The sequence below is a fragment of the Algibacter lectus genome (assembly GCF_004368925.1).
In the GTDB taxonomy this organism is placed as follows: Bacteria; Bacteroidota; Bacteroidia; order Flavobacteriales; family Flavobacteriaceae; genus Algibacter; species Algibacter lectus.
Genome location: NZ_SORL01000007.1, coordinates 549765 through 573533, shown reverse-complemented (window position 1 = coordinate 573533; position 23769 = coordinate 549765). Strand labels below are relative to the sequence as shown.

Below are 23769 nucleotides of genomic sequence, written 5' to 3'. Positions count from 1 at the left end.
TTTATACCATATTATCCTTTTGATATACATTTCCAGCCGACGTCTCACTGAAATCAAGCCATATTTAATCACATTTAAATACTAATCTCTATTTTTACAAAAAAGCTATAATTTGATTTTAAAATATTTTAGAAAACATACCATTTTATCAGTTTCAATCAGCATCATATTTACTTTTACATTAATCGTGTTTTTTGCTACTGAAACGAGCTATAAAGCTATTGAAAGCACTTCTTTATGGGTTAGAAACTACTTTGGCTATTTTTACTTGTATTTAGGTTTTGGCTGTGTTTTAGCGCTATTAATTATAGCTTTTTCTAAATATGGGAAAATAAAATTGGGAAAACCATCATCCAAACCAGAATACTCGTTATGGTCTTGGACTGCTATGCTGTATAGCGCAGGAATGGGTTCCGGAATTTTATTGAGAGCTGTGCAAGAACCGGTTTTTATGCATCAGAACCCACCGTTTAGTTCTAATTTATCTGCGGAAACAGTAGCTCTAGAGTTTACGTTTTATCAATGGGGACTTACAGCTTGGGCATTTTATGGCTTATTTGCAGTTATAGTTGGTTACGCCTTACATGTTAAAAAGAAAAAAGTAAGAATCAGTTCGACCATTGAAGATTATTCTAAAAGTAAAACACTTAAAAACAGTGTCGATATTATAACCATTATTACAACGGTGTTTGGGCTAATTGCCGCAATTGGCTTAGGAACCACACAAATTAATGGTGGCTTAAACCATATTTCAAATCAAGATTTCGGACTAACAACAACCATAATTTTATGTGTGCTTATTTCTGCAATTGCTTGTTATTCGGCTTGGCAAGGTGTTAATAAAGGCATTAAAATATTTTCTAAATTAAATATCATTGTCACTTTCGCGATTTTGTTATTTATCTTTTTTACAAGCGATATAAAGGCTATTTTAATAGCATTTGTTACTTCAACCTATAATTACATAATCGATTTTGTACCTATGAGCTTAGCGCTTGGGGATTACAATCCGGGTTTAGATTTTTTAACAGGTTGGACCTTTTATTATTGGGCATTTTGGTTGGCTTGGGCACCGTTTACAGGAATATTTATTGCACGTATTTCTAAGGGGCGTAGCATAAGGCAATTGCTACTGGGAGTTTTAATTATTCCATCATTAGGAACCTTTTTTTGGTTTTCGGTTTTTGGAACTTCGGCTTTTCAGTTAATAGAAAGTTGGGGGGCTTATAACAACGAGTTTGGCAATGTGTTTTCCTCAATTTTTGTATTTTTTGAACATTATCCGTATGCCACATTTTTAAATATAACATCTATTGTTTTATTGATTAGTTTTTTAATTACTTCAGTAGATTCTGCGGTATTTGTACTGAGTATGTTTACAGATAAAGGCGCTAAAAACCCGAGTAAAACACATCGTGTTATTTGGTCTGTTTTTATTTTATTAGCAACCATTGCTTTAGTGCTTTTAGGTAATATTAAAGCAGATATAAATGTATTAGAAGCTGTGCAGCGCTTGTTAATTATCACGTCGCTGCCATTTTCGTTTTTCATAATAATTATGCTTATCTATTTTATAAAAGACATTTTGCAGCATAACACGATAATTGATAAAACATAACTGTTAGTTTTTACCATTTTTTACGATTAAACTTTAAAGGAATGAATCATGGATTTATTTAAACAACCCAACTTATTTTCTACAAATGAAATTATAAAAACGGAATTTAATCTTCCCGGAGCGGAGGTTATATTATTTGAAAATTTTTTCTCTGTAGAAGAAAGTGATCGCCTTTATCACAGCTTAATAGAAAATACCATTTGGGAACAGGACCAAATGACTATTTACGGAAAACAGGTAGATTTACCTAGGTTAACGGCATGGTATGGATCTGAGGATGAACTTATGGTTTATGCTGAAAGTGAAAGTAGAATGGTGCCTTGGAATGCTGATTTACTATTTATAAAAGAACGAATAGAGCAGGAGGTTGATATTAAATTTCAACGTTGCTTACTTAATTATTATCGCGATGGAAATGATAGTGTAGATTGGCATCAAGATTATGAAGCCGATCAACGGAAAAATACCGTTATAGGTTCTGTAACTTTTGGTGAAACTAGAAATTTTCAGTTAAAACACGCCACACGCAAAGATTTAAACCGTGTTGATATTCCTTTAGAACACGGAAGTTTCTTAATTATGCAAGGCGCTACGCAAGACAATTGGAAACATAAAATACCAAAAACCTCTAGAAAGATTAGACCCCGAATTAATCTAACGTTTAGATGGATTGAATAAATTTAAAGGTAGTAATAAAGGGTTTGTTCTTATTTTATGGTACAAATAGAAGTCCATAAACATGTTTAAAGCATCAATTTTATCGAAAAGCATCCTTTTTCTTGTTTAAAACCTCGATTTATACCTAATTCACCTTTTTTTATACTTCAAATTAAAACTTAAACGCGCATATATTTGCACAAACATTAAAACATCAATTAAAAAAATATAAAATGAGTACGCCAAACATTGCAAAAGAAGATATTTTAAACGCATTTAATTTTAGACATGCTACTAAGGAATTTGATCCTACTAAAACGGTTTCAGATGAAGATATTAATTTCATATTAAAAACCGCTCAATTATCACCAAGTTCATTTGGTTTCGAACCTTGGCATTTCATTGTAGTTCAAGATAAAGAATTACGCGAATTATTAAAACCAGTAGCTTGGGGAGCACCTTTAAAATTAGATACAGCAAGTCATTTTATTTTAGGTTTAGCCATGAAAGCGCCTATGGTAAAGCATGATGCAGATTATATTATGCACATGATGAAGGATGTAAAACAGTTACCTCAAGATGTTATAGATATGTATTCTACTTTTTATAGAGAATTTCAAGAGCGTGATTTTGATTTAGATAGTGATAAAAAATTATTCGATTGGTCTTCTAAGCAAGCTTACATCGCTTTAGGAAATATGATGACAGCTGCTGCTTTAACAGGTATTGATAGTTGCCCAATAGAAGGTTTTCATCAAGAAAAAGCAGAAGCTTTATTACAAGAAAAATTTGGTGTAGACACAAATAAATATGGCTTAGCTTACATGGCAGCCTTTGGATATAGAAAAGAGGATCCAGCGCATGGTAAATCTAGAAGGAACTTAGATGATATTGTAACTTGGAAATAAGTCTCTAATTACCAAGTTTGTAATAATCAATTTTGTTAAAATGCTGAAATTAATTTTTTAATTAATCTCAGCATTTCTTATATTAAACCAATTCGTAAAATAAATATTAAAAATAAATTAAAATTGATTTGGTGAAACAGAAGTAATTCAAGTTCTTTCCAGATTAAAATTTTCGCATTAAATGGATAACCTAATTACCTTTGCAATAACCGTGTTTACTGGTTTTTTTGCTATTACTAACCCTATTTCAAACATGACTGTTTTTGTATCCTTAACACAAGGTGCGCATAAACAGACCAAAGATGCCATCAATAAAAAGGCAAATATCATTGCTTTTATAATTGTTGTGGTGTTTATTCTTTTGGGAAAATATATTTTTGAACTATTCAATATTAGTATTCCTGCCTTTAAAATTACAGGTGGAATTTTAATATTTTTTATAGGTTTCGAAATGTTACAGTCTAAACAATCGAATGTAAAGAGTTTAAACGATGTCCATATTGAAGAAGATATTGCCGTTTCGCCATTAGCAATACCAATTTTAGCAGGTCCAGGAACTATTGTAACAGCCATGAACTTTGTATCAAACGCTGCACCATTACAAATGTTTATGGTGATTCTTATTTTTGGATCTATGAGTTTAATAACCTATTTCACTTTTAAGTTAAGCGACCATATTGTTAAGTTTGTAGGGTATAATGTTATTTCTGTAATAGGAAAAATAATGGGTTTAATAATTGCCATTATCGGGACAGGTATGATTATTCAAGGTATTAAAATTTCTTTCGATTTAATATCGAACTAGTTCTTTAACTTTAAATGCTGGAAAGCAATAAATTGATAGTCATATGAAAAAAATATTAATTTTGTTTTCGCATCCAAAGTTTGAAAAATCTAGGGCAAATACAATACTTGTTGATCATGTAAAAAATAAGGAAGGCGTTACTTTTCATGATTTATATGAGAAATATCCTGATTTTCACATCAATGTTAAAGCTGAAAAGGAACTACTAGAACAGCATGATGTTATTATTTGGCATCATCCGTTTTATTGGTATAGTTGTCCGCCTTTAATGAAGCAGTGGATCGATATGGTTCTAGAATTTGGTTGGGCTTACGGTCCAAACACTAATGCTTTAGAATCTAAAACCTGCCTAAATGTAATTACTACAGGAGGCTCTAAGGAATTATATTGCTCTCAGGGTTCCAATAGTTTTACAGTAAATCAATTCTTAAGGCCTTTTGAACAAACAGCTAATCTGTGCGGTATGACTTATTTTCCGCCTTTTGCCGTTATGGGTACACATAATTTAGACGATAACGCCTTATCAAATCACGCTAAACAATATAGCGATTTAATCGATTTATTACAGCAAGATTACACCTTAGGAGATTTTAATGGCTGTGCTTTTTTAAATGATATACCAGAACTAAATAACGCTTAATTATTATGACAGGAAGTATCCTTTTTGAAGCCATTGTATTTTTAGCAGGAGCCATTATTTGCGTATCTATCGCCAAACGTTTGGGCTTAAGTTCCGTTATTGGTTATCTGCTTGCCGGTGTTTTAATAGGGCCTTATGTTTTTGGTTTTATTGGTACTGAAGGTGAGGATATTATGCATTTTGCTGAATTTGGCGTTGTTGTGATGCTATTTTTAATAGGATTAGAAATAGAGCCAAAAAACTTTTGGAACATGCGAAAAACCATTGTAGGCATGGGAGGTATACAAGTAGGAGGCACCATGTTACTTTCCTACATTTTATTTACTGTTTTAGGTTTCGAATGGAAAGTGGCTTTAGTTATTTCCATGGCCGTAGCATTATCATCTACCGCAATTGCTATGCAAACTATAAAAGAGAAAGGTTTAATGGAAACCACTTTTGGATCTTCGTCATTTTCTATTTTATTATTTCAAGATATTATAGTTATTTTCATGTTGGGTTTTATTCCGTTATTATCTAATACAGATGCTAGCGCTTCCGCGGAAAACGTGAGCGACCATACCAACTTATTAGATGGTTTACCATTAGGTTTACAAACTTTATCTATTATTTTATCGGTAGTTGTAATTATAGTCGCAGGCCGTTATTTAATAGTACCTATGCTTCGTAAAGTTGCCAAAACTGGTGTTAGAGAATTATTGATAGCTGCAGCTTTTTTAATTGTTTTTGGTATTTCACTTTTAATGGAATTTGTTGGATTAAGTCCTGCTTTAGGCGCTTTTTTAGGTGGTGTTGTATTATCCAATAGTGAATTTAAACACGAGCTAGAAAGTACCTTAGAACCTTTTAAAAACTTAATGCTAGGCTTGTTTTTTATGGCTGTAGGCGCATCAATCAATTTTATTGTTATAGCAAATAGTCCTTTAGAAATTGGTGGTATTTTGGTTGCTATTATTATATTAAAAGGTATTGTATTATATATTACAGGCCATATTTTTAAACTGAAATTAGATCAAAAACTACTGCTTACTTGCAGTTTGGCTCAAATTGGAGAATTTGCTTTTGTATTACTATCATTTGCTTTTGGATTAAATATTTTAGAACAAGAACAAATGGATATGATGTTGGTAATAACGGCACTTAGTATGTCTTTAACGCCAATTATTGGTATTGTTAACGAACGTTTTATACTCCCAAGAACAGGCACAAAAGAGTCTGTAAAACGACCAATGGATCATATCGCGAAAACTCAAAAAATTATATTAGTAGGTTTTGGTCACTTCGGAAGTACTATTGGGCGTTTTCTGCGATCTCATGGTGTAGAAGCTACTATTTTAGATCACGACTCTAACCGTGTTGATTTTCTTCGAAAAATGGGATTTGAGGTTTATTATGGTGATGCTACACGTCTCGATTTATTAGAATCGGCAGGTATTGCAGAGGCTAAAATTGTTATTTGCGCTACCAATAAAATCTCGGTTTCAAAAGCCATTGGTAAAATTATAAAAGAGAAATATCCACATGTAGAATTCATGATTCGTACTAAAAATAGATATGATGCTTATGAACTACTTAACCTTGGAAATGAAAATATTTACCGAGAATCTTTAGAAACTTCACTTACGTTGGCTAAAGATGTTTTGAGTAAAATGGGCTTTAGAAAATATACTTTAAACCGACAAGTTCAAAATTTTATTAAGTATGATGAGGATAGTTTAAGACGTTTATCGCAAGAGCCTAAAGACGAAAAAAACTATATATTCAAGGCTAAAAAAGAACTTGAGCAACAAGAGAAATTCTTAAATGAAGATTTTAAACGCGGCATTGTAGAATACGATAATCACTGGGATAGCGAACATATTAGAAAGGTTTTAAACAAAACTAAAAAAGGATAACTTTTCTTTAAAAGTTATCCTTAATTTTAAATCTTTAATTTTTATCGATTTACCAGCCATCTAGCACACATTGCATGGTATAAGGCTCTGTTTCATCTAGAGGTAATTCTTCTAAATTATCTCCCAAATAGTTTCCGCTAGCAAAACCTGTGGCGTTTTTAAAACGGTAAGACCAGCAATATCTCAGGTTGGTGAATTCTTCAGAATAAGTAACAAGATTATCAATTAAAGTAACATTTTCAAAATCTGAAAACGCTACAAAATATCCTAAAAATTGGTTGCGTCTTACATCGGCATCCGAGCTGTTATACATGTACATGCCACAGTTATTCATTATGTTTTCGTGTATGTAAGTGGTTTTGTTGTGGCCTTTATCACCACCGCTAGAATATTGAATATAACCTAACCTGCCATTAGCAGAACCACTAACCATGGTTACCGTATTACGTGCAATAATATTATGGGTTTTATGCCAGCTTACTATTGGGCCATCGGTATATTCGCTATCGTCACCTTGCTCCATAATATTATCGAGAATATATACGTTTTCTCCTGTTGCATTTACTATATCGCCTCCAGAATTATGATGAAAATAATTGTCTTCTATTAAAATATCTTCGTCCACACGACCTGGACCTTCTATGTCAATGCCAAATTGTGGCGAGGTTCCGTTAATGTGGTGTATTTCATTATTAGTTATTTCAATACGCACACCACCAACAATAGAAATTCCTTGGCGTCTATTATTATAAATGTTGTTGTTAATAAAAGTTACATCGTTAGAATCGAGAACCAAAGATCCGTCGCCTGTTACATCATGGATTTCCATGTTTTCTATTAACACATTATTGTTATCCCAAATGCAAATACCATGGCCTTCATCATGAGCGGTGCTTCCATCATCACGAGTTGTAAAAGTGTGCGAATCACGTTCACCTTTTATTTCGCCATCTCTTACAATTATATTATCGCCGTTTAAGCGTAAAACGCAATAATTCCATTTGTTATTGGCATCAATAGATAGCACAGCATTTTCACTAAAAACAAACTCAGTATTATCATATATTTCTATGCCACCGTAATAAATATCGTTAATGTCTTCGCCAACCAAATAATTGCCATTTGGTAAAATAACGCGAGTATAACCTTCGTTATGTGCCCAATCTATGGCTGCTTGTAAATTTTCGGTAGTTTTAATAACATCCGAATTTGTATTCGGAATATCCCAAAAATCCAAATCGATTGTGTATTCTGTTATAAAAGAAATTTCAGGTAACTGCGCATTAAAAGTTTTAATAGGCAAACCTTCTTCATCTAAATCTTCTTGATTTACGGGTTCAGTTTCATCATCTGTAATGCCTTCATATTGATCATGTCCACAAGAACTTACTAGAATAAAAATTGAGAATAATAGGTAATAAGGTAAGGTTTTCATTAATTCATTTTAAAATAATAATACATATTGAACAAATTGATAAAGCATATTTTTGATTATTAATAAGCATCAATTTAGTCTAAACAAGAAAACGAATGTTATTTCAGAATAGTATAAAATGCTTAATTTTTCGATAAACGACATATTCTTAAATCATGTCATTTATAAAATCTTAAAAAACAAACTGTTCCAATCTAAAATAAAAAAGGCTATTTCATTCATATAAAACAATCATTTTAGCATCTTTGTATATGCATCAATCTATAACAAAACACATACAAAATCATATAAAGCCAACAGTTGCGGATATGCAATTATTTTACGCGGCTCTAAATGAAATTTCTGTTGCTAAAGGTCAGTTTTTACTAAAACCAGGCACTACAGTAAAACATGAATATTTTGTAGTTAAAGGCTGTTTAAAAGGTTATTATATAGATGAAAAGGGCAGTAGACATATTATTCAGTTTGCTGTAGAGAACTGGTGGATTGGTGATTTTGATGCCTTTTACAACCAAGTCCCATCGAGATTATATATTGAAGCAATTGAAGATTCTCAGTTATTATCTATCAATTATGGTAGCCTTCAAAACATATATAATAAAGCGCCAATTTTCGAACGTTATTTTAGAGTTTTGGTTACTCAAGCTTTTATTTCTCAACGTAAACGCATTTTATCTACTTTAGAGAAAAACACTAAAGAACGATATATAGAATTCTGTACATCGTATCCAAATATTGAAAACCGAGTTCCTAATTACGACATCGCAAATTACTTAGGTGTATCTCCAGAAAACCTTAGTAGAGTAAGGAAACAGATGAAAAGTTAAAACTTTCTTAATTGATATAGGTCAATGAGATTGGCAAACATGTCTTGTAACTTTGTTGTAAGTAACAATTTACATTACAAGATGAGCAAGCAACCTTTATTAGTACCATATAACAAGAATATAAATCTTAAAAACAGAGTCGTAATGGCTCCCATGACGCGTAGTCGTGCAAATAACGAAGGTAAAGTAGCAACTGATGAATTACAAGGCTTGTATTACGAGCAACGTGCTTCGGCAGGTTTGATTATATCTGAAGGTTCTCAGGTATCTGAGCAGGCCGTTGGATACATTAATACACCAGGAATCCATACCGATGCCCAAGTTGAAGGCTGGAAAAAAGTAACAAAACGTGTGCACGATAAAGGCGGAAAAATCTTTATTCAGTTATGGCACGTTGGGCGTATGTCGCATCCAGATTTTCATAACGGAGAATTACCGGTTTCGGCGTCAGCCTTAAATCCGCACGCAAAATCATTCACTCCAGAAGGTTTTAAAGACACTGTAGCCGCTAGAGAAATGACTATTGAAGACATTAAACAAACGGTTAAAGATTTTCAAAATGCAGCAGCAAATGCTGTAAAAGCAGGTTTTGATGGTGTAGAGATTCATTCATCAAACGGGTATTTATTTCACCAATTTTTTAACGGAACATCTAACAAAAGAACAGATGAATACGGCGGAAGTTTTGAGAACAGAACTCGTTTTTTCTTTGAAGTTCTAGAGGCTATGAAAGAGGTTATTCCGCAGGAAAAAATAGGTGTTCGTTTTAATCCTTCTTTAGATGGATTGTTCGGAATTACGATGGATGAGGAAACCATTCCAACGTTCGAATACATTATAAAAAAACTAAACGATTACAATTTAGCATACGTACATTTATCTGAACCTTTTACAGATGTATCTGAAATTCCTTTTGCTGTAACCGAAATAGCGAAACATTTTAGACCCTTATACAACGGTACTTTAATGATTAACACCGCTTTCGATCAAGAAAAAGGAAATAAAGTGCTAGAAGATGGTGATGCCGATTTAATAGCTTATGGTAAACCTTTTATCTCAAATCCAGATTTAGTAGAGCGTTTTGAAAACAATTTGGAATTAGCCGAATGGGATCAAGAGACCTTTTACACAACCGGAGCAAAGGGCTATACCGATTATCCAAAAGCTTCTAAATAATTAGAAGTTTAACTTAAAACACACAACATGAAATTTACAAGAAAAGCAAATGCCGAATGGAAAGGAAGTGGTAAAGACGGACAAGGAAATATCTCTACAGGAAGTAAAGTTTTAGATAAAACACAATATTCATTTCGTACACGTTTTGAAGATGGTGAAAAAGGAACAAACCCAGAAGAGTTAATTGGTGCAGCACATGCAGGCTGTTTTGCCATGCAATTGAGCTTTTTGTTAAACGAAAATAATTTTACAGCAACAACTTTAGATGTTGATGCTACCGTTAATTTTGAAGATGGCGCTATTACAAAAGTTACCTTAAATTTAGTAGGTGATGTGCCTGAAATAGATGCTGAGCAATTTCAGCAAATAGCACACAAGGCGAAAGAGGTTTGTCCAATATCGAAGTTATTAAATACAGAAATAGAACTTAAAGTAACATTAAAAAAATCATAATAATGGCAACTACAACAGTAAAAGCATATGGTGCAACAGCATCAACAGAAGATTTAAAACCTTTAGATATAGAAAGAAGATCGGTTGGAACCGACGACGTAAAAATTGATATTACTTACTGTGGTGTTTGCCATAGTGACATTCATACAGCAAGAAACGATTGGAAAGGTTCTACGTATCCAGTAGTTCCGGGGCACGAAATTATTGGTCGTGTTGTAGAAGTTGGTAACGGTGTTAGTAACTATAAAGTTGGCGATTTAGTTGGTGTAGGTTGTTTGGTAGATTCTTGTCAAACCTGTTCTTCTTGTGAGCAAGATTTGGAGCAGTTTTGCGAAAAAGGAGCAACTTGGACTTACAACAGTCCAGACAAACACATTGAAGGCGCTCAAACTTACGGAGGTTATTCTACATCCGTAGTTGTCGATGAAAAATTTGTTTTAAGTATTCCTGAAAATTTAGATGAAGCAGGAACGGCTCCTTTATTATGTGCAGGTATTACAACATGGTCGCCATTGAGCCACTGGAAAGTAAAAAAAGGAGATAAAGTTGGTGTTATTGGTCTTGGCGGATTAGGACACATGGGCGTTAAATTTGCACACGCTTTAGGAGCGCATGTTGTTATGATTACAACGTCTCCAGAAAAAGGTAAAGATGCTAAAAGATTAGGAGCTCATGAGGTATTGGTATCTAAAGATGCCGAGGATATGAAGAAACACCAAGGGAGTTTCGATTTTATATTAAACACCATTCCTGTTGGTCATGAAATGGATCCATATTTAGGATTGCTTAAAATTGATGCTACTATGGTTTTAGTTGGAGCTGTAGAACCTTTAAAACCTTTCCATGGAGGAAGTGTTATTGGTGGACGTAAACGTATTGCTGGTTCTTTAATTGGCGGTATTAAGGAAACTCAAGAAATGCTAGATTTTTGTGGAGAGCATAATATTACTAGTGATATCGAGATAATTGATATGCAAGATATCAATAAAGCTTACGAGCGTGTAACAAGCAACGATGTAAAATATCGTTTTGTAATTGATATGAAATCGCTTAAATAATAGCGAATAAGTTTATAAATATTAAAACAGCATCTTTTTAGTTTAGATGCTGTTTTTTTTATGTCTAAATATTTCTCTTCATTTAAATAAACGTTGTTAAATCGAAACATTTAAATGAATAAAACCAGCAAAACTCTACTATCTTTGCACAAAATATAATTTATGTCACAATCATTTTCTAGTTTAGGTATTCACGATGCATTGCAAAGCAGTTTAGCAGCATTAAATATAACTGTACCAACCGATATTCAAGAAAAAGCCATTCCGGTAATTTTAACTAAAACCGACGATGTTGTTGCTATTGCGAAAACAGGAACAGGGAAAACAGCAGCTTTTGGATTGCCATTGCTTCAATTAATAGATAGTGATAAAAGCAATATACAAGCGGTTATTTTAGCCCCAACTAGAGAATTAGGACAACAAATTTATAACAATTTAGAGTCTTTTAATTCAGAAGAACTTAAAGTCTCTATAGCGGGTTTATTTGGAGGAATTCCTATAAAACCTCAAATTGAAAAACTTAAAGCAACTACACATATTATAGTCGCAACACCAGGACGTTTAGCCGATTTAATTGAAAGAAACGCAATAAACGTTAAAGAGATTAGCTATTTTATTTTAGATGAAGCTGATGAAATGGTAAGCGCTCATAAAGAAGGTGTAGATGCAATTATTAAGGTTTTGCCTAAAAATAGAAGAACCCTATTGTTTACAGCAACTATGCCTGGTACTATTAAACAATTAGTGCAAAATAGTTTATCAAAACATGTGGTAACTATTGAGGCTAATATGGAAACTACAGGCCATCAAGGTATAGATCACCAATATGTGGTTGTTAAACCTATTGAAAAACTAAATGTTTTAATGCATTTTTTAAATTCGAATGAAGGCCAACGTGGTATCATTTTCTGTAAAACTAAAGCGGCAGTAAATAAACTTGCTAAAAATTTAGCTATAAATAAATTCTCTTCAGGAGCCATACACGGTAGTTTATCGCAAGGTATTCGTGATCGTATAATGGGACAGTTTAGAGAAGGACACATCAATATTTTAGTAGCTACAGATTTAGCTGCTCGTGGTATTGATGTTAAAGATTTGGCATTTGTTGTAAATTATCATTTACCGGATACTTATGATGCTTATGTCCACCGTAGCGGACGTACAGCTAGGGCAGGAGCTACTGGTTTATCATTAAGTGTTATTCAGGAAGATGAAGTGCAAGATATTCCAGAATTTGAAGAAGAATTAGGAATTAAGTTTAAAGCTTACCAAAAAGCAGATGCTAAAAGTATCGAAGAGAATAACGGGTTAATTTGGGCTAGAAAAATATTTAAAACTAAGCCAAACCGAGATATTCCAGAAGATTTTAAAGCCAAGGTGAAAACTATTTTTCATCATTTAACAAAAGAAGAATTGGTTGATAAAATTTTAGCGAATTACATTGCCGAAAACAATACAATAGTTGAAAAACCAGCAGTGGTAAAGAAGAAAAAGAAAAATAAGTAATGGATAATTTTAGAAAAACTAAACAACATATTTTAGATAAACTAAAAATTAAAGCCCTTAATTCCATGCAGGAAGAGGCGTTGTTATCTATTACCAATGTTGAAAACACCGTGCTTTTATCGCCTACCGGAACAGGTAAAACACTTGCGTTTTTATTACCAACCATTACAGCTTTAGATAAGACCTGCGAAAACGTACAACTCTTAATTTTAGTACCATCACGTGAGTTAGCTATACAAATTGAGCAAGTGATTCGCACCATGGGTTCTGGTTTTAAAGCGAATGCCGTTTATGGTGGTCGTAATTTCTCGAAAGATAGAATAGATTTAGCACATACGCCAGCTATTTTAATTGGTACACCTGGTCGTGTTGCCGATCACTTACGTCGTGAAACGTTTATAATTGAAGATATTAAAACATTAGTTTTAGATGAATTTGATAAATCTCTAGAAGTTGGTTTCGAGAAAGAGATGAGTGAGATTATCAGTAATCTACCATATATTCAAAAACGAATTTTAACTTCGGCAACTCAAGATATTGAAATCCCAAAATTTGTTGGATTAGAAAACGAATTGGTGATTGATTATTTAGATACGAAAGTTTCTAAACTAGAAATTAAAAAAGTAATATCTCCAGATAAAAATAAGCTTCAAACTTTAGTCGATTTATTAAATCATATAGGAAATAAACCAGGCATTATTTTCTGTAATTTTAAAGATACTATTCAATATGTAAGCGATTTTTTAAATGATAATAAAATTGCTCATGGGTGCTTTCATGGCGGTATGGAGCAAATAGATAGAGAACGTGCTTTAATAAAATTTAGAAACGGAACTCATCAAATTATTATTGCTACCGACTTGGCTGCACGTGGATTAGATATTCCGGAGCTTAACTATATTATTCATTATCAACTTCCTTTAAAAGCTGAAGAATTCACTCATAGAAATGGTAGAACCGCGCGTATGAATACAGAAGGTACAGCCTATGTATTACAATGGGAAAAAGAAACCACGCCTGAGTTTATTGAAACTACCGAAACCGTAATACCAAAAGGAAAAACAGCTAAAATTACAAATCCATGGAGTACACTATTTATTTCTGGTGGTCGAAAAGATAAAATATCAAAAGGCGATATTGCTGGTTTACTTTTTAAACAATGCCATTTAGATAAATCTGAAATTGGTGTTATTGAGTTAAAGCAAGATTGTGCCTTTGTTGCGATACCTAAAGCAAGAGCTGAAAGTATTATTGATAAAACTAATAACATGAGGTTGAAAAAAAGAAAAGTACGTACATATATTATTTAATAATACATGTTACTTCTAATAATTAAAAAGCTGCTATATGCAGCTTTTTTTGTTTTTCTAAATGCGTAAATGTTATAAGGTATTCCTGTAATTATGTAACAGCGTGATTAAGATAGCCGGTATCTTTACATTAAATAATTTTATAAATATTATCTGTAAAGGTTGTTGTCTAAAAACGACAAACCTTATAGTTAATGAAAACAAAAAAACGCAATGATTAAACCAAGAGAAAAAGCACCAGAATTAGAAGTACAATTAGTTAATGGTACCACATGGAAATTAAGCGAACAGTCACCAGAAAACTTCACATTAGTTTTATTTTACAGAGGTAAACACTGTCCTGTTTGTAAAAGTCAGCTAGAAGATTTACAAAAGAAATTAGATAAATTCACAGAGCGTGGCGTTAACGTTATCGCTATAAGCACAGATACAGAAGAAGTTGCAAAAGCAACACATGAAGCATGGGATATTGCAGATATACCTTTAGGTTATGGCATATCTATTGAAGATGCCAGAAAATGGGGCTTATTTATTTCAGAAGGCATTAAACAAGAACCAAAACATTTTGCAGAGCCTGGATTGTTTTTAGTAACACCAGAGCAAATAGTTTACTGGGTATCTATACAATCGATGCCTTTTGGTAGACCAAGTTTTAATGATGTTTTAGGTGGTATTGATTATATATTAAAAGCAGATTATCCTGCAAGAGGAGAGGCATAAGCTTTAATAGTATATCGTTTTCTTTATTAGAGATTAATTTCTCAATAAATAGGATTGATATTTAAGTTAGTAATTTTTTAGAGAGAAAAGACTGAGTGTAAACTTGGTCTTTTTTTTTTTTTAAATTTAACTTATTTCTAATAAAAGCACACTTAATCATCATAAAAACAATGTCTTAAGTTGAAATGTATAGAATAAAATATTAAATTTAGCGGTAATTAATTGAAAACTAATAAATTTATGCAGGCTGTTTTAGATTATTTTCAATCGCTAGACTCATTTAGTGTTTTTTCACTTCTTATTGGAATGTTGGCGTCGTGGTATATTTCTAAACACTTTTTTCTAAAAAAGAAACCCTCCTTAATTCAAGATGCCAAACGGCATAAAACTACCAATTATGGAAGCTATAGAAATGTTGCTAAGGAAACAGAATCTACAATTGTAAATAGCGAATATTTTGGATCTTGGGCTATAAATGCCAATGGTACGGTAACAGATAACATAAATAAACTAACATGGATTAGGGCGCCTTGGGGAACTATTTGGGATGGAACTGATTTTGTAGGAAATCCAATTGCCATAAAATGGCGTGATGCAAGCGATTTATTCGGAAAAGGTATTTTTATTAAAAATCCTTTTCCAGTGCTAACGTTAACACAAAGACCAACTAATTTTAAAGAGAACTATACTAAAGGAAGTTGTAAAGTGTTTTTCGCTGGTTATGATACTTGGCGCTTACCAACAGCTGCAGAACTCGATACACTTCAGTTTAATATTTCACAAGAGTTAAATCACGATTTATCCAAATTATACGCTAAAGAACGTTCAAATTTAAAGTCTAAATTATTTCCTTTTTTAACCGCATTCACTAAACAAGATATTTTAAAATATAAATTATGGACAGCAGATATGGCAGATGTACATTCTGCATGGTCTCACCATGGGACAACATTAGATGATACTAAAATCGATGAGCAGTGTTATGTACTTTTTGTAAAAGATTATTAATATCGATGTTTTTAAAGATGATGCTTGAGAAATACACCTATAATTTTTCTCCTTTAGGAAGCGTAAAATAAAATGTAGAACCTTTTTCTATTTCACTTTCTACCCAAATGGTTCCGCCATTGTTTTCAACCATTTCTTTACAAACACGTAGACCTAAACCAGTTCCTTTTTCGTTTTGAGTTCCATAGGTTGTAGATGTTTCTTTCTCAGAAAAGATATTAGTTAGCACATCTTCACTCATACCAACGCCATTATCTTTAATTTGTATTTGCCAAAACTCATTTTGTTCGATGGCTGCAACGGTTATCGTGCCATGCGCTCGCGTAAACTTTACAGCATTACTAATTAAGTTACGAATAACGATATCTATTTGATCTCTATCAGACCAAGTAATTACATGGTCTTCAACTTTATTTATGGTTGAAATAGATTTTACATCAGCCTGTTTAGAAAGTAATCGTAAACTATCTTCTACTAATGTGTTTACATTAATAAAGTCTGGCTTGGTAGATAAGCCATTCATTTGACTTTGTCCCCAAGTTAATAAATTGTTTAGAGTAAAAGCAATAGATTCAATGTTTTCGCCTATTTGCGGCATAAAATGCATAAATTCTGTTTGGCTCACTTTACTATTATTAAATAAATCTAAAAGTGATTTAAATGAATTTATAGGACCTTTTAAATCGTGAGCGATAATAGAGAATAGTCTAATTTTAGTATTATTAGCTCCATTTAAATGTATTTCATTTTTTTTAAGTGCATGCGTATTTTCTATCAGCTTTTGGTTTAAGCTATTTTGAATTTTATTATTCCTTTTAAGAATAACGATGATAATAGTAAAGGCTAATATAATTAATATTGAAAAGTATATATAACTGCGTTGCAAGAGATTCTTTTGTTCATTATCAGAGATATATTTTTCTTTTTCTTGTTCAAATTCTAAGTTCGATTTAAGGATGCTTAATTCCTTAATATTATTTTTTTTGTTAATAGTGTCAGAGATTGCTTTAAATTCTTCTAGATAAGTTAAAGCTTGTCCAAAATCTTCGTCTGCTTTTTTGATTTCATATAAAATTTTTAGAATTTCATCTCGGTTCTCTAAATTATTAAGGTCTTTAGATATTTCTAGTGCTTTTACCGCATAAGATGCTGCTATTTCGTTACTCCTAAGCCCATAGTATGCTTTAGATAAAAGCAGGTAAAGTGGTATTTTATATCTGGTTTGATCGATGTTTTTATGGAGTACTTCACTTTTATTCAACCAAAATAAAGCATGATCATATTCATTTTTTTTAAGGAATATTGTGCCTTTTATTTCATAAACATAGGTTAACCAACTGTTCTGTTCAAGATCTTCAAAAATAGTAATGGCTTTATTTACAGGTTCTTTTGCGTTTTCTATATTTCCAATTTCAATATATGAAAAAGCTAAGTTTGATAGTATGATACCTGTTAATCTTTGATCATCATTTCGCTCATTAACATCCAAAGCCTTTTTTAAAAAGGACACAGCTTGTTCGTATTCTTTTTGAAGACTGTATAGCACAGATATATTTATATAAAGAATAGGTAACCATTTGTCATTTTGGCTGTCTTTAGCAATTTCAATGCCAGTTAAAAATGTTTTTAAAGACTTGGCATATTCATCTTTGTACATATATTCTTTGGCCAATTCACTGTAAGAATAGAGGGTTAGATCGGTATCATTAATCGCTCTGGCCTTTAAATTGGCTTTTATAAAATAGAATATAGCATCATCTTGTTCTCCTATGTCTGAATAGTAACCACCTTTAATAATATAGCCTTCAGTTTCACCTTTATCATACTTAATGGCTTTACTTAGTTTAATGGTTTGGTTGGAGATAATTAGTAAACTATCTAAGTTGTACTGGTTGTATTCTCTTATTAATTCATGTAATAAATTTATATATGTTGTATCTTTTTCAAAATGAGGTGTTTCTTGTATTTTTTTAATATCCCTTTGTATTTCTTTTTTAAGTCTCTCTTTTGAGTACGCAGAGAAAGCATTAAACAACGTAAACACAGCTATGAATATGAATATATGCGGAAGGTTAAGTTTTTTTATGTGTAATACATTTGGCATAGGTAAATTTGATGAGCTTCTTTGTAGGGTTTTAGGGTTTGTTTTGCAATATAGTTTGGAAAATAGAACGCGCCAATGATATTATAATATTTATGTATTTTTCGCACATTAATTATCGACAAAATACTTATTTAATCGATTAAGTGTGGCTTTATTCAGTTGAAATGTTAAAAATGTACATGAAATATAGAAGTCTATTTGATAGAAAACAGGTTTGTTTATCTTTAAAAGAGAAATAACATTTTGAATAATTTAGAATATAAGAAGCGCAACCATAGAAAGAAGAAGGTTAAACTTTTTTGGTTTTGGGAAGTGTAAAGGAAAATATAGAACCTTGGTTTATTTCACTTTCTACCCAAATACGTCCGCCATTGTTTTCTACCATCTCTTTACAAACACGAAGTCCCAAACCTGTTCCTTTTTCATTTAGTGTTCCGTAAGCAATTTCTGTTTCTTTTTCGGTAAAAACGCTAGTTACAGCATCTGTATCCATACCTACACCATTATCCTTAATTTGTATTTTCCAAAATAGATCTTCTTCAACAGCGCAAACTGTTATTGTACCATGCTCACGTGTAAACTTAACGGCATTACTTATTAAGTTACGAATAACGACATCTATTTGATCTCTATCAGACCAAGTGATAACATTGTTGTCAATATCATTTATGGTTGCAATAGATTTTACTTCGGCCTGTTTAGAAAGTAAGCTAAAACTTTCATCAACCAATTTTTTAATAGAAATAAAATCTGGTTTGGTAGATAAACCATTCATCTGGCTTTGTCCCCAAGTTAATAGATTGTTTAAAGTAAATGCAATAGAGTCTATGTTTTTACCAATTTCTGGCATAAATTCCATGAATTCTGTTTTACTCAACTCTCTGTTATTAAATAAATCTAAAAGTGATTTAAATGAATTTATCGGCCCCTTTAAATCGTGTGCAATAATAGAAAATAATCTAATTTTAGTATTATTTGCTTCATTTAAATGCGTTTGATTGTTTTTAAGTGCCTCTGTATTTTCTAATAATTTTTCATTTAACCTATTTTGAGTTTTGTTATTCTTTTTTAGGATAAATATGATAATTGCAAAGGCCAAAATAATGAGAATAGAGAAGTATGTATAACTAAGTTGTAAGGTATGCTTTTGTTGACTTTCTGAAATATATTGTTCTTTTTCTTGTTCAAATTCTAAATTAGATTTAAGTATTCTTAACTCTTTAATATTGTTATTTTTGTTTATCGTGTCCGATATCGCTTTTAACTCTTCTAGATAGGCGAGTGCGTTTTCAAAGTTGTCATCTGCTTTTTTTATTTGGTAAAGTACTTCTAAAGTGAGATCTCGCTGTTCTAAAGTATTTAATTTCTTAGAAAGATGAAGCGCCATTAAAGCGTAATCTTCTGCCGTATCATAGTCTTTAAGGCCTAAATAGGTTTTAGCTAAATTATTGTACAAAGGAATTTTATATCGACCTTTATCGATATTAGCGTGAATTTTTTCACTTTTACTTAACCATTGCAAAGCTTGATTATATTGTCCTTTTTTAGTGTGAATAGACCCTTTTAATTCATAAGCATAAGCAAGCCATGAATCTAATTTTACTTTTTCAAAAATAGAAATGGCACGATCAATAGAAGTAGAGGCACTATCTAAATCTCCCATTTCAATATAGCAGGCCGTTAAATTGTTTAAAGTTTTGCCTACTTGTACTTCATCGTTGCTGAATTCGTTTATTTCAAGTGATTTAGATAAGAATGAAATGGTTTGCTCATATTCTTTCTGAACGCGATATATGGCCGATATATTTAAATAGCATTTAGATAAATATACTTCATTATTATATATTTTGGCTATTTCTATGGCGTCTAAGTAATGCTTTAAGGCATTCGCATAATCTTCCTTATACTTATATTCTGCTGCCAATTTAATTTTAGACTCTAATAACAAATTGGTTTCAGAATTAATAATAGCGAGCGAAACAGATTTTTTAAAATACGAAATAGCACGATCTTGTTTCCCTATATTGGAGTAGTATAAACCTTCAATTATATATCCTTGAGCTTCGCCTTTCGGGTAGCGCATAGATTTACTTAATTTAATAGATTCATTCGAAATAACAAGTAAGCTGTCTAAATTGTATTGTGCATATTGCATACCCAATTGATACAGTAGATTCACATAAGTAGTATCTCGTTGAGATTTATTAGTTTCCTTGTGTTTTCTTATTTTTTGTTGAAGACTTTTCTTGATGTCTTCCTGCGCACTGGCAGAATTACTAAAACCAGAAGCAGTGAAAATAACCCACAAAAATATACTGCAAAATTTGAAATGATGTATATTAAAATAGGCTTGCATGGGTATGGGGATACTTTTTTTAGATTAGGGTAATTGGTTTTTAATACAAGATAAAACCTAAATAAACGAGAAAAAATATTAAACGTACTTTTAACGGTTTTTTATATGTTAAAACAGTTAAAAAGCATATTATTTAGATGAAGTGCTATTTTTAATCGATTACAAACGGTTTATCTCTTTCTGGCTAAGTGGGAGAATTTAGCTCATTCTAACTGAAAGGAGTAAAACATTTAAATCAAAAAAGGTTGTCCAAACCATGGACAACCTTTATAATATATAATGATGGGTCTAAATTATTTTAAACTCTCTAATAATTTTTCTGCAACTAATTCTGAAGATGCTGGGTTTTGACCCGTAATTAAATTACCATCTTGTACTGCGTATGGTTTCCATTGGTCTAAATTAGAATACAATGCTCCATTTTCAATAAGCATATCTTCTAATAATAATGGTACAACCTCTGTTAATCCAACGGCTGCTTCTTCTGAGTTAGAAAACCCTGTAACACGTTTTCCTTTTACTAAAGCTGTTCCGTCTTCATTTTTTACATCTTTCAATACAGCTGGTGCGTGACATACAAAAGCGATTGGTTTTTCTTGACGATCAAAGGCTTCAATTAAAGCAACCGATGTTTTATCGTTAGTTAAATCCCATAAAGGACCGTGACCACCTGGATAAAATACCGCATCAAAATCGTTAGGATTCATATTGGCTAAAACCTCAGTGTTTGCAATTTTTGCTTTTGCATCTTCGTCTTTATTATAGCGATCTGTAGAAGCTGTAGCAGCATCTGGAGAATCACTACTTGGGTCTATTGGAGCCGCTCCACCTTTTGGCGTAGCAATAGTAATTTTTGCACCTTTATCTAATAATGTGTAATATGGGCTAGCAAATTCTTCTACCCAAAATCCTGTTTTTTTCCCTGTATCTCCTAATTTGTCGTGAGATGTTAATACAAATAATATTTTCATGTCGTTTTGTTTTTTTAATTCTGTTTTTACTTCTGAAACTTTTTCAGAAGTTGTTTCTTGTCCTACGTCTTTACAACTCGAAGCTGTAATTATTGTAAGTGCTATGGCTAATGTTTTTAAAGTCTTCATCAATAAAATTAGTAAGCCATTTTTACAATTTTTTCAACTTTATCTGGCGATAAACTTTGGTGTTCACCTAAGCCTAACCAACCACGATCTGTAAAACGTTTAGAGATTTCTTCGGCAGTGCCTTCGTAATCCTTAGTGTAATCGGATAATTTAGTATCTATGCCTAATTCATTAAAAAACGCTTCCGTTCTTTCAATAGCAGCATATGCTTTATCGTCCATGCTACCTTCAGTAATATTCCAAACGCGCTCACCGTATTGAGCTAATTTTTCTTTTTTAGCTTCAAAATTATACTTGTAATGGCTTGGTGCAATTACAGCTAAAGTACGTGCATGATCGATACCGAATAAAGCCGTTAATTCGTGCCCCATGGCGTGTACTGCCCAATCGTTAGGAACTCCTTTTTGTATTAATCCGTTTAAGGCCATTGTACAACTCCACATAAAGTTAGAGGCTGCTTGATAATCTGTAGGATCTTTTAAAACCTTTGGAGCAACTTCTATAATGGTTTGTAAAATACTTTCAGCAAAACGATCTTGCAATAAAGCACCAACGGAATACGTCATGTATTGCTCTAAAACGTGTGTAAAGGCATCGGTTAAACCGTTTACCAATTGGCGTCTTGGAATAGAGGTAATCACTTGCGGATCTAAAATTGAAAACTCAGGAAATAAACCAGGACCACCCATAGCTAATTTTTCCTTTGTTTCTTTTCTAGTAATTACAGCACCAGAATTCATTTCAGATCCTGTAGCTGGCAAAGTTAAAACGGTTCCAAAAGGCATACCTTTTTCGGTTCTAATATTTTGGCTTAAAATATCCCAAGGTGTATCACCTTTAAATAATGCTGCAGCCGATAAAAATTTGGTACCATCTATTACAGATCCACCACCAACAGCTAGTAAATAGCTAATGTTTTCATCTTTAATAACCTTTAAAGCATCCATTAACACAGCATACTCAGGGTTTGCAGGAATACCTCCAAACTCAATAACTTCAACCTTTGTTAAAGCTGTTTTAACCTGATCGTAAATACCGTTTTTCTTAATACTTCCGCCACCATAAAGCAATAATACTTTAGCGTCTTTCGGAATTTCATTTTCTAATTTTTCAATAGAATCTTTTCCAAAAATAATCTTGGTCGGATTTTTAAATTCAAAATTGTTCATCTTCTTTCTCTTTAATTTTTTAAATTTTCACTATCATTTTTCCTTTGTTTTTACCTTCGAATAAATCGATAAAAGCATTAGGAATATTATCGAAACCATCAACAATAGTTTCAGTGTAAGTTAATTTACCTTCTGCTAACCATCCTGATAAATGTTTCATAGCTTCTGGGAATTTTTCAGCATAGTTAGAAACAATAAAGCCTTGCATTAAGGCACTATTTTTAACTAAAAATGGTTGTACACTAACGCTTTTTGGTAATTCTGTTTCATTATAAACCGAAATAGCACCACATATAATCATACGTGCAAAACGATTGATGTTGAATAAAACAGCATCCGAAATAGGCCCACCAACATTATCAAAATAAATATCGACACCATTTGGCGCTAAAGCTTTAATGTCTGCATTAATATCTTTGCTTGTATTGTAATTAATACCAGCATCGAAACCAAATTTACTTTTAAGCATCTCGATTTTCTCGTCGGTTCCAGCAATTCCTATAACGTGAAGTCCTAGAATTTTTGCTATTTGCCCAACTACAGAGCCTACAGCTCCAGCAGCACCAGAAACCACAATAGTTTCTCCTGCTTTAGGTTTTCCTATTTCGTTTAACCCTAAATAAGCCGTTAAGCCCGTCATTCCTAAAACACCTAAATAAGTACTTAATGGTGCTTTATCGCCATCAACTTTTAAAAGGCCTTCACCTGTAGAAATTTGTTGTGTTTTCCAACTTAACAATCCAGAAACATAATCACCTTCAGCAAAGTTTTTGTTTTTAGAGGCAACTACTTTTGCAACCACTCCAGATTGTACGGGTTTATTAAGTTCAAAAGGAGGTACATACGATTTTGCATCGCTCATACGTCCTCTTAAATAAGGATCAACAGATACATAAGCAGCTTCTAACAAGATTTCTCCTTCGCCAACTTTTAATTCAGTATCGTCACTAACAAATTCAAAATTTGAAACTGTCGGTTTTCCTTTTGGTCTATTGTTTAATAAAATTGTCTTTGTCATTTTTCT

General features: G+C 32.3%; 20 protein-coding genes. 14 read left to right on the top strand and 6 right to left on the bottom strand.

Annotation, left to right across the window (positions count from 1 at the left end):
• The first annotated feature begins 112 nt into the window (after positions 1-112).
• The 6 genes from DFQ06_RS03470 (at position 113) to DFQ06_RS03445 (ending at position 6523) form a co-directional block, all read left to right on the top strand.
• Complete coding sequence (locus DFQ06_RS03470; RefSeq protein ID WP_162857620.1) at positions 113-1618, top strand: BCCT family transporter; 1506 nt, start codon at positions 113-115, stop codon at positions 1616-1618.
• Between the two features lie 48 nt (positions 1619-1666).
• A complete protein-coding gene (locus DFQ06_RS03465) occupies positions 1667-2296 on the top strand; it encodes an alpha-ketoglutarate-dependent dioxygenase AlkB family protein (protein ID WP_042495239.1) in 630 nt (209 codons plus the stop codon).
• 212 nt (positions 2297-2508) lie between these two features.
• Positions 2509-3183: an NAD(P)H-dependent oxidoreductase gene (locus DFQ06_RS03460; RefSeq protein WP_042495237.1), complete on the top strand. Its 675-nt coding sequence runs from the start codon at positions 2509-2511 to the stop codon at positions 3181-3183.
• A gap of 181 nt (positions 3184-3364) precedes the next feature.
• Positions 3365-3988: a MarC family protein gene (locus DFQ06_RS03455; protein ID WP_042503577.1), complete on the top strand. Its 624-nt coding sequence runs from the start codon at positions 3365-3367 to the stop codon at positions 3986-3988.
• A gap of 43 nt (positions 3989-4031) precedes the next feature.
• Positions 4032-4628: a glutathione-regulated potassium-efflux system oxidoreductase KefF gene (gene kefF / locus DFQ06_RS03450; protein ID WP_133966033.1), complete on the top strand. Its 597-nt coding sequence runs from the start codon at positions 4032-4034 to the stop codon at positions 4626-4628.
• Positions 4629-4633: 5 nt separating this feature from the next.
• A complete protein-coding gene (locus tag DFQ06_RS03445; protein ID WP_133966031.1) occupies positions 4634-6523 on the top strand; it encodes a monovalent cation:proton antiporter-2 (CPA2) family protein in 1890 nt (629 codons plus the stop codon).
• 49 nt (positions 6524-6572) lie between these two features.
• Here DFQ06_RS03445 and DFQ06_RS03440 read toward each other — a convergent pair whose 3' ends face one another.
• Entirely contained in the window at positions 6573-7958 is a 1386-nt protein-coding gene (locus DFQ06_RS03440; RefSeq protein ID WP_133966029.1) for a right-handed parallel beta-helix repeat-containing protein, read from the bottom strand.
• Between the two features lie 308 nt (positions 7959-8266).
• Between DFQ06_RS03440 and DFQ06_RS03435 the strand changes: the two genes are divergently transcribed.
• The 8 genes from DFQ06_RS03435 (at position 8267) to DFQ06_RS03400 (ending at position 16016) form a co-directional block, all read left to right on the top strand.
• Complete coding sequence (locus DFQ06_RS03435; protein WP_317042972.1) at positions 8267-8785, top strand: Crp/Fnr family transcriptional regulator; 519 nt, start codon at positions 8267-8269, stop codon at positions 8783-8785.
• Positions 8786-8866: 81 nt separating this feature from the next.
• Entirely contained in the window at positions 8867-9961 is a 1095-nt protein-coding gene (locus DFQ06_RS03430; RefSeq protein ID WP_074935836.1) for an alkene reductase, read from the top strand.
• A gap of 27 nt (positions 9962-9988) precedes the next feature.
• Positions 9989-10414, top strand: coding sequence for an OsmC family protein (locus DFQ06_RS03425; RefSeq protein WP_133966027.1), 426 nt, complete (start codon positions 9989-9991; stop codon positions 10412-10414).
• 2 nt (positions 10415-10416) lie between these two features.
• Positions 10417-11472: an NAD(P)-dependent alcohol dehydrogenase gene (locus DFQ06_RS03420; protein ID WP_074935838.1), complete on the top strand. Its 1056-nt coding sequence runs from the start codon at positions 10417-10419 to the stop codon at positions 11470-11472.
• 162 nt (positions 11473-11634) lie between these two features.
• A complete protein-coding gene (locus DFQ06_RS03415; protein WP_133966025.1) occupies positions 11635-12978 on the top strand; it encodes a DEAD/DEAH box helicase in 1344 nt (447 codons plus the stop codon).
• Complete coding sequence (locus DFQ06_RS03410; RefSeq protein WP_133966023.1) at positions 12978-14288, top strand: DEAD/DEAH box helicase; 1311 nt, start codon at positions 12978-12980, stop codon at positions 14286-14288. The genes DFQ06_RS03415 and DFQ06_RS03410 overlap by 1 nt, the downstream gene beginning before the upstream one ends.
• Positions 14289-14501: 213 nt before the next feature.
• Entirely contained in the window at positions 14502-15008 is a 507-nt protein-coding gene (locus DFQ06_RS03405; protein WP_042503586.1) for a peroxiredoxin-like family protein, read from the top strand.
• 222 nt (positions 15009-15230) lie between these two features.
• Entirely contained in the window at positions 15231-16016 is a 786-nt protein-coding gene (locus tag DFQ06_RS03400; RefSeq protein WP_133966021.1) for an Lcl C-terminal domain-containing protein, read from the top strand.
• A gap of 37 nt (positions 16017-16053) precedes the next feature.
• On the opposite strand, the gene DFQ06_RS03395 is transcribed toward DFQ06_RS03400, so the two are convergent.
• The 5 genes from DFQ06_RS03395 to DFQ06_RS03375 form a co-directional block, all read right to left on the bottom strand.
• Complete coding sequence (locus DFQ06_RS03395) at positions 16054-18120, bottom strand: tetratricopeptide repeat-containing sensor histidine kinase (RefSeq protein ID WP_081959092.1); 2067 nt, start codon at positions 18118-18120, stop codon at positions 16054-16056.
• A gap of 289 nt (positions 18121-18409) precedes the next feature.
• Positions 18410-20428 carry a tetratricopeptide repeat-containing sensor histidine kinase gene (locus DFQ06_RS03390; RefSeq protein ID WP_159140039.1) on the bottom strand — a complete coding sequence of 673 codons (2019 nt, stop codon included), beginning with the start codon at positions 20426-20428 and terminating at the stop codon, positions 18410-18412.
• Positions 20429-20769: 341 nt separating this feature from the next.
• A complete protein-coding gene (locus tag DFQ06_RS03385) occupies positions 20770-21576 on the bottom strand; it encodes a type 1 glutamine amidotransferase domain-containing protein (protein WP_174564427.1) in 807 nt (268 codons plus the stop codon).
• 8 nt (positions 21577-21584) lie between these two features.
• On the bottom strand, positions 21585-22745 hold the full coding sequence (locus DFQ06_RS03380; RefSeq protein ID WP_133966017.1) for an iron-containing alcohol dehydrogenase: 1161 nt from the start codon (positions 22743-22745) through the stop codon (positions 21585-21587).
• Positions 22746-22764: 19 nt separating this feature from the next.
• Positions 22765-23763 carry an NADP-dependent oxidoreductase gene (locus DFQ06_RS03375; protein WP_042503590.1) on the bottom strand — a complete coding sequence of 333 codons (999 nt, stop codon included), beginning with the start codon at positions 23761-23763 and terminating at the stop codon, positions 22765-22767.
• Positions 23764-23769 lie beyond the last annotated feature (6 nt).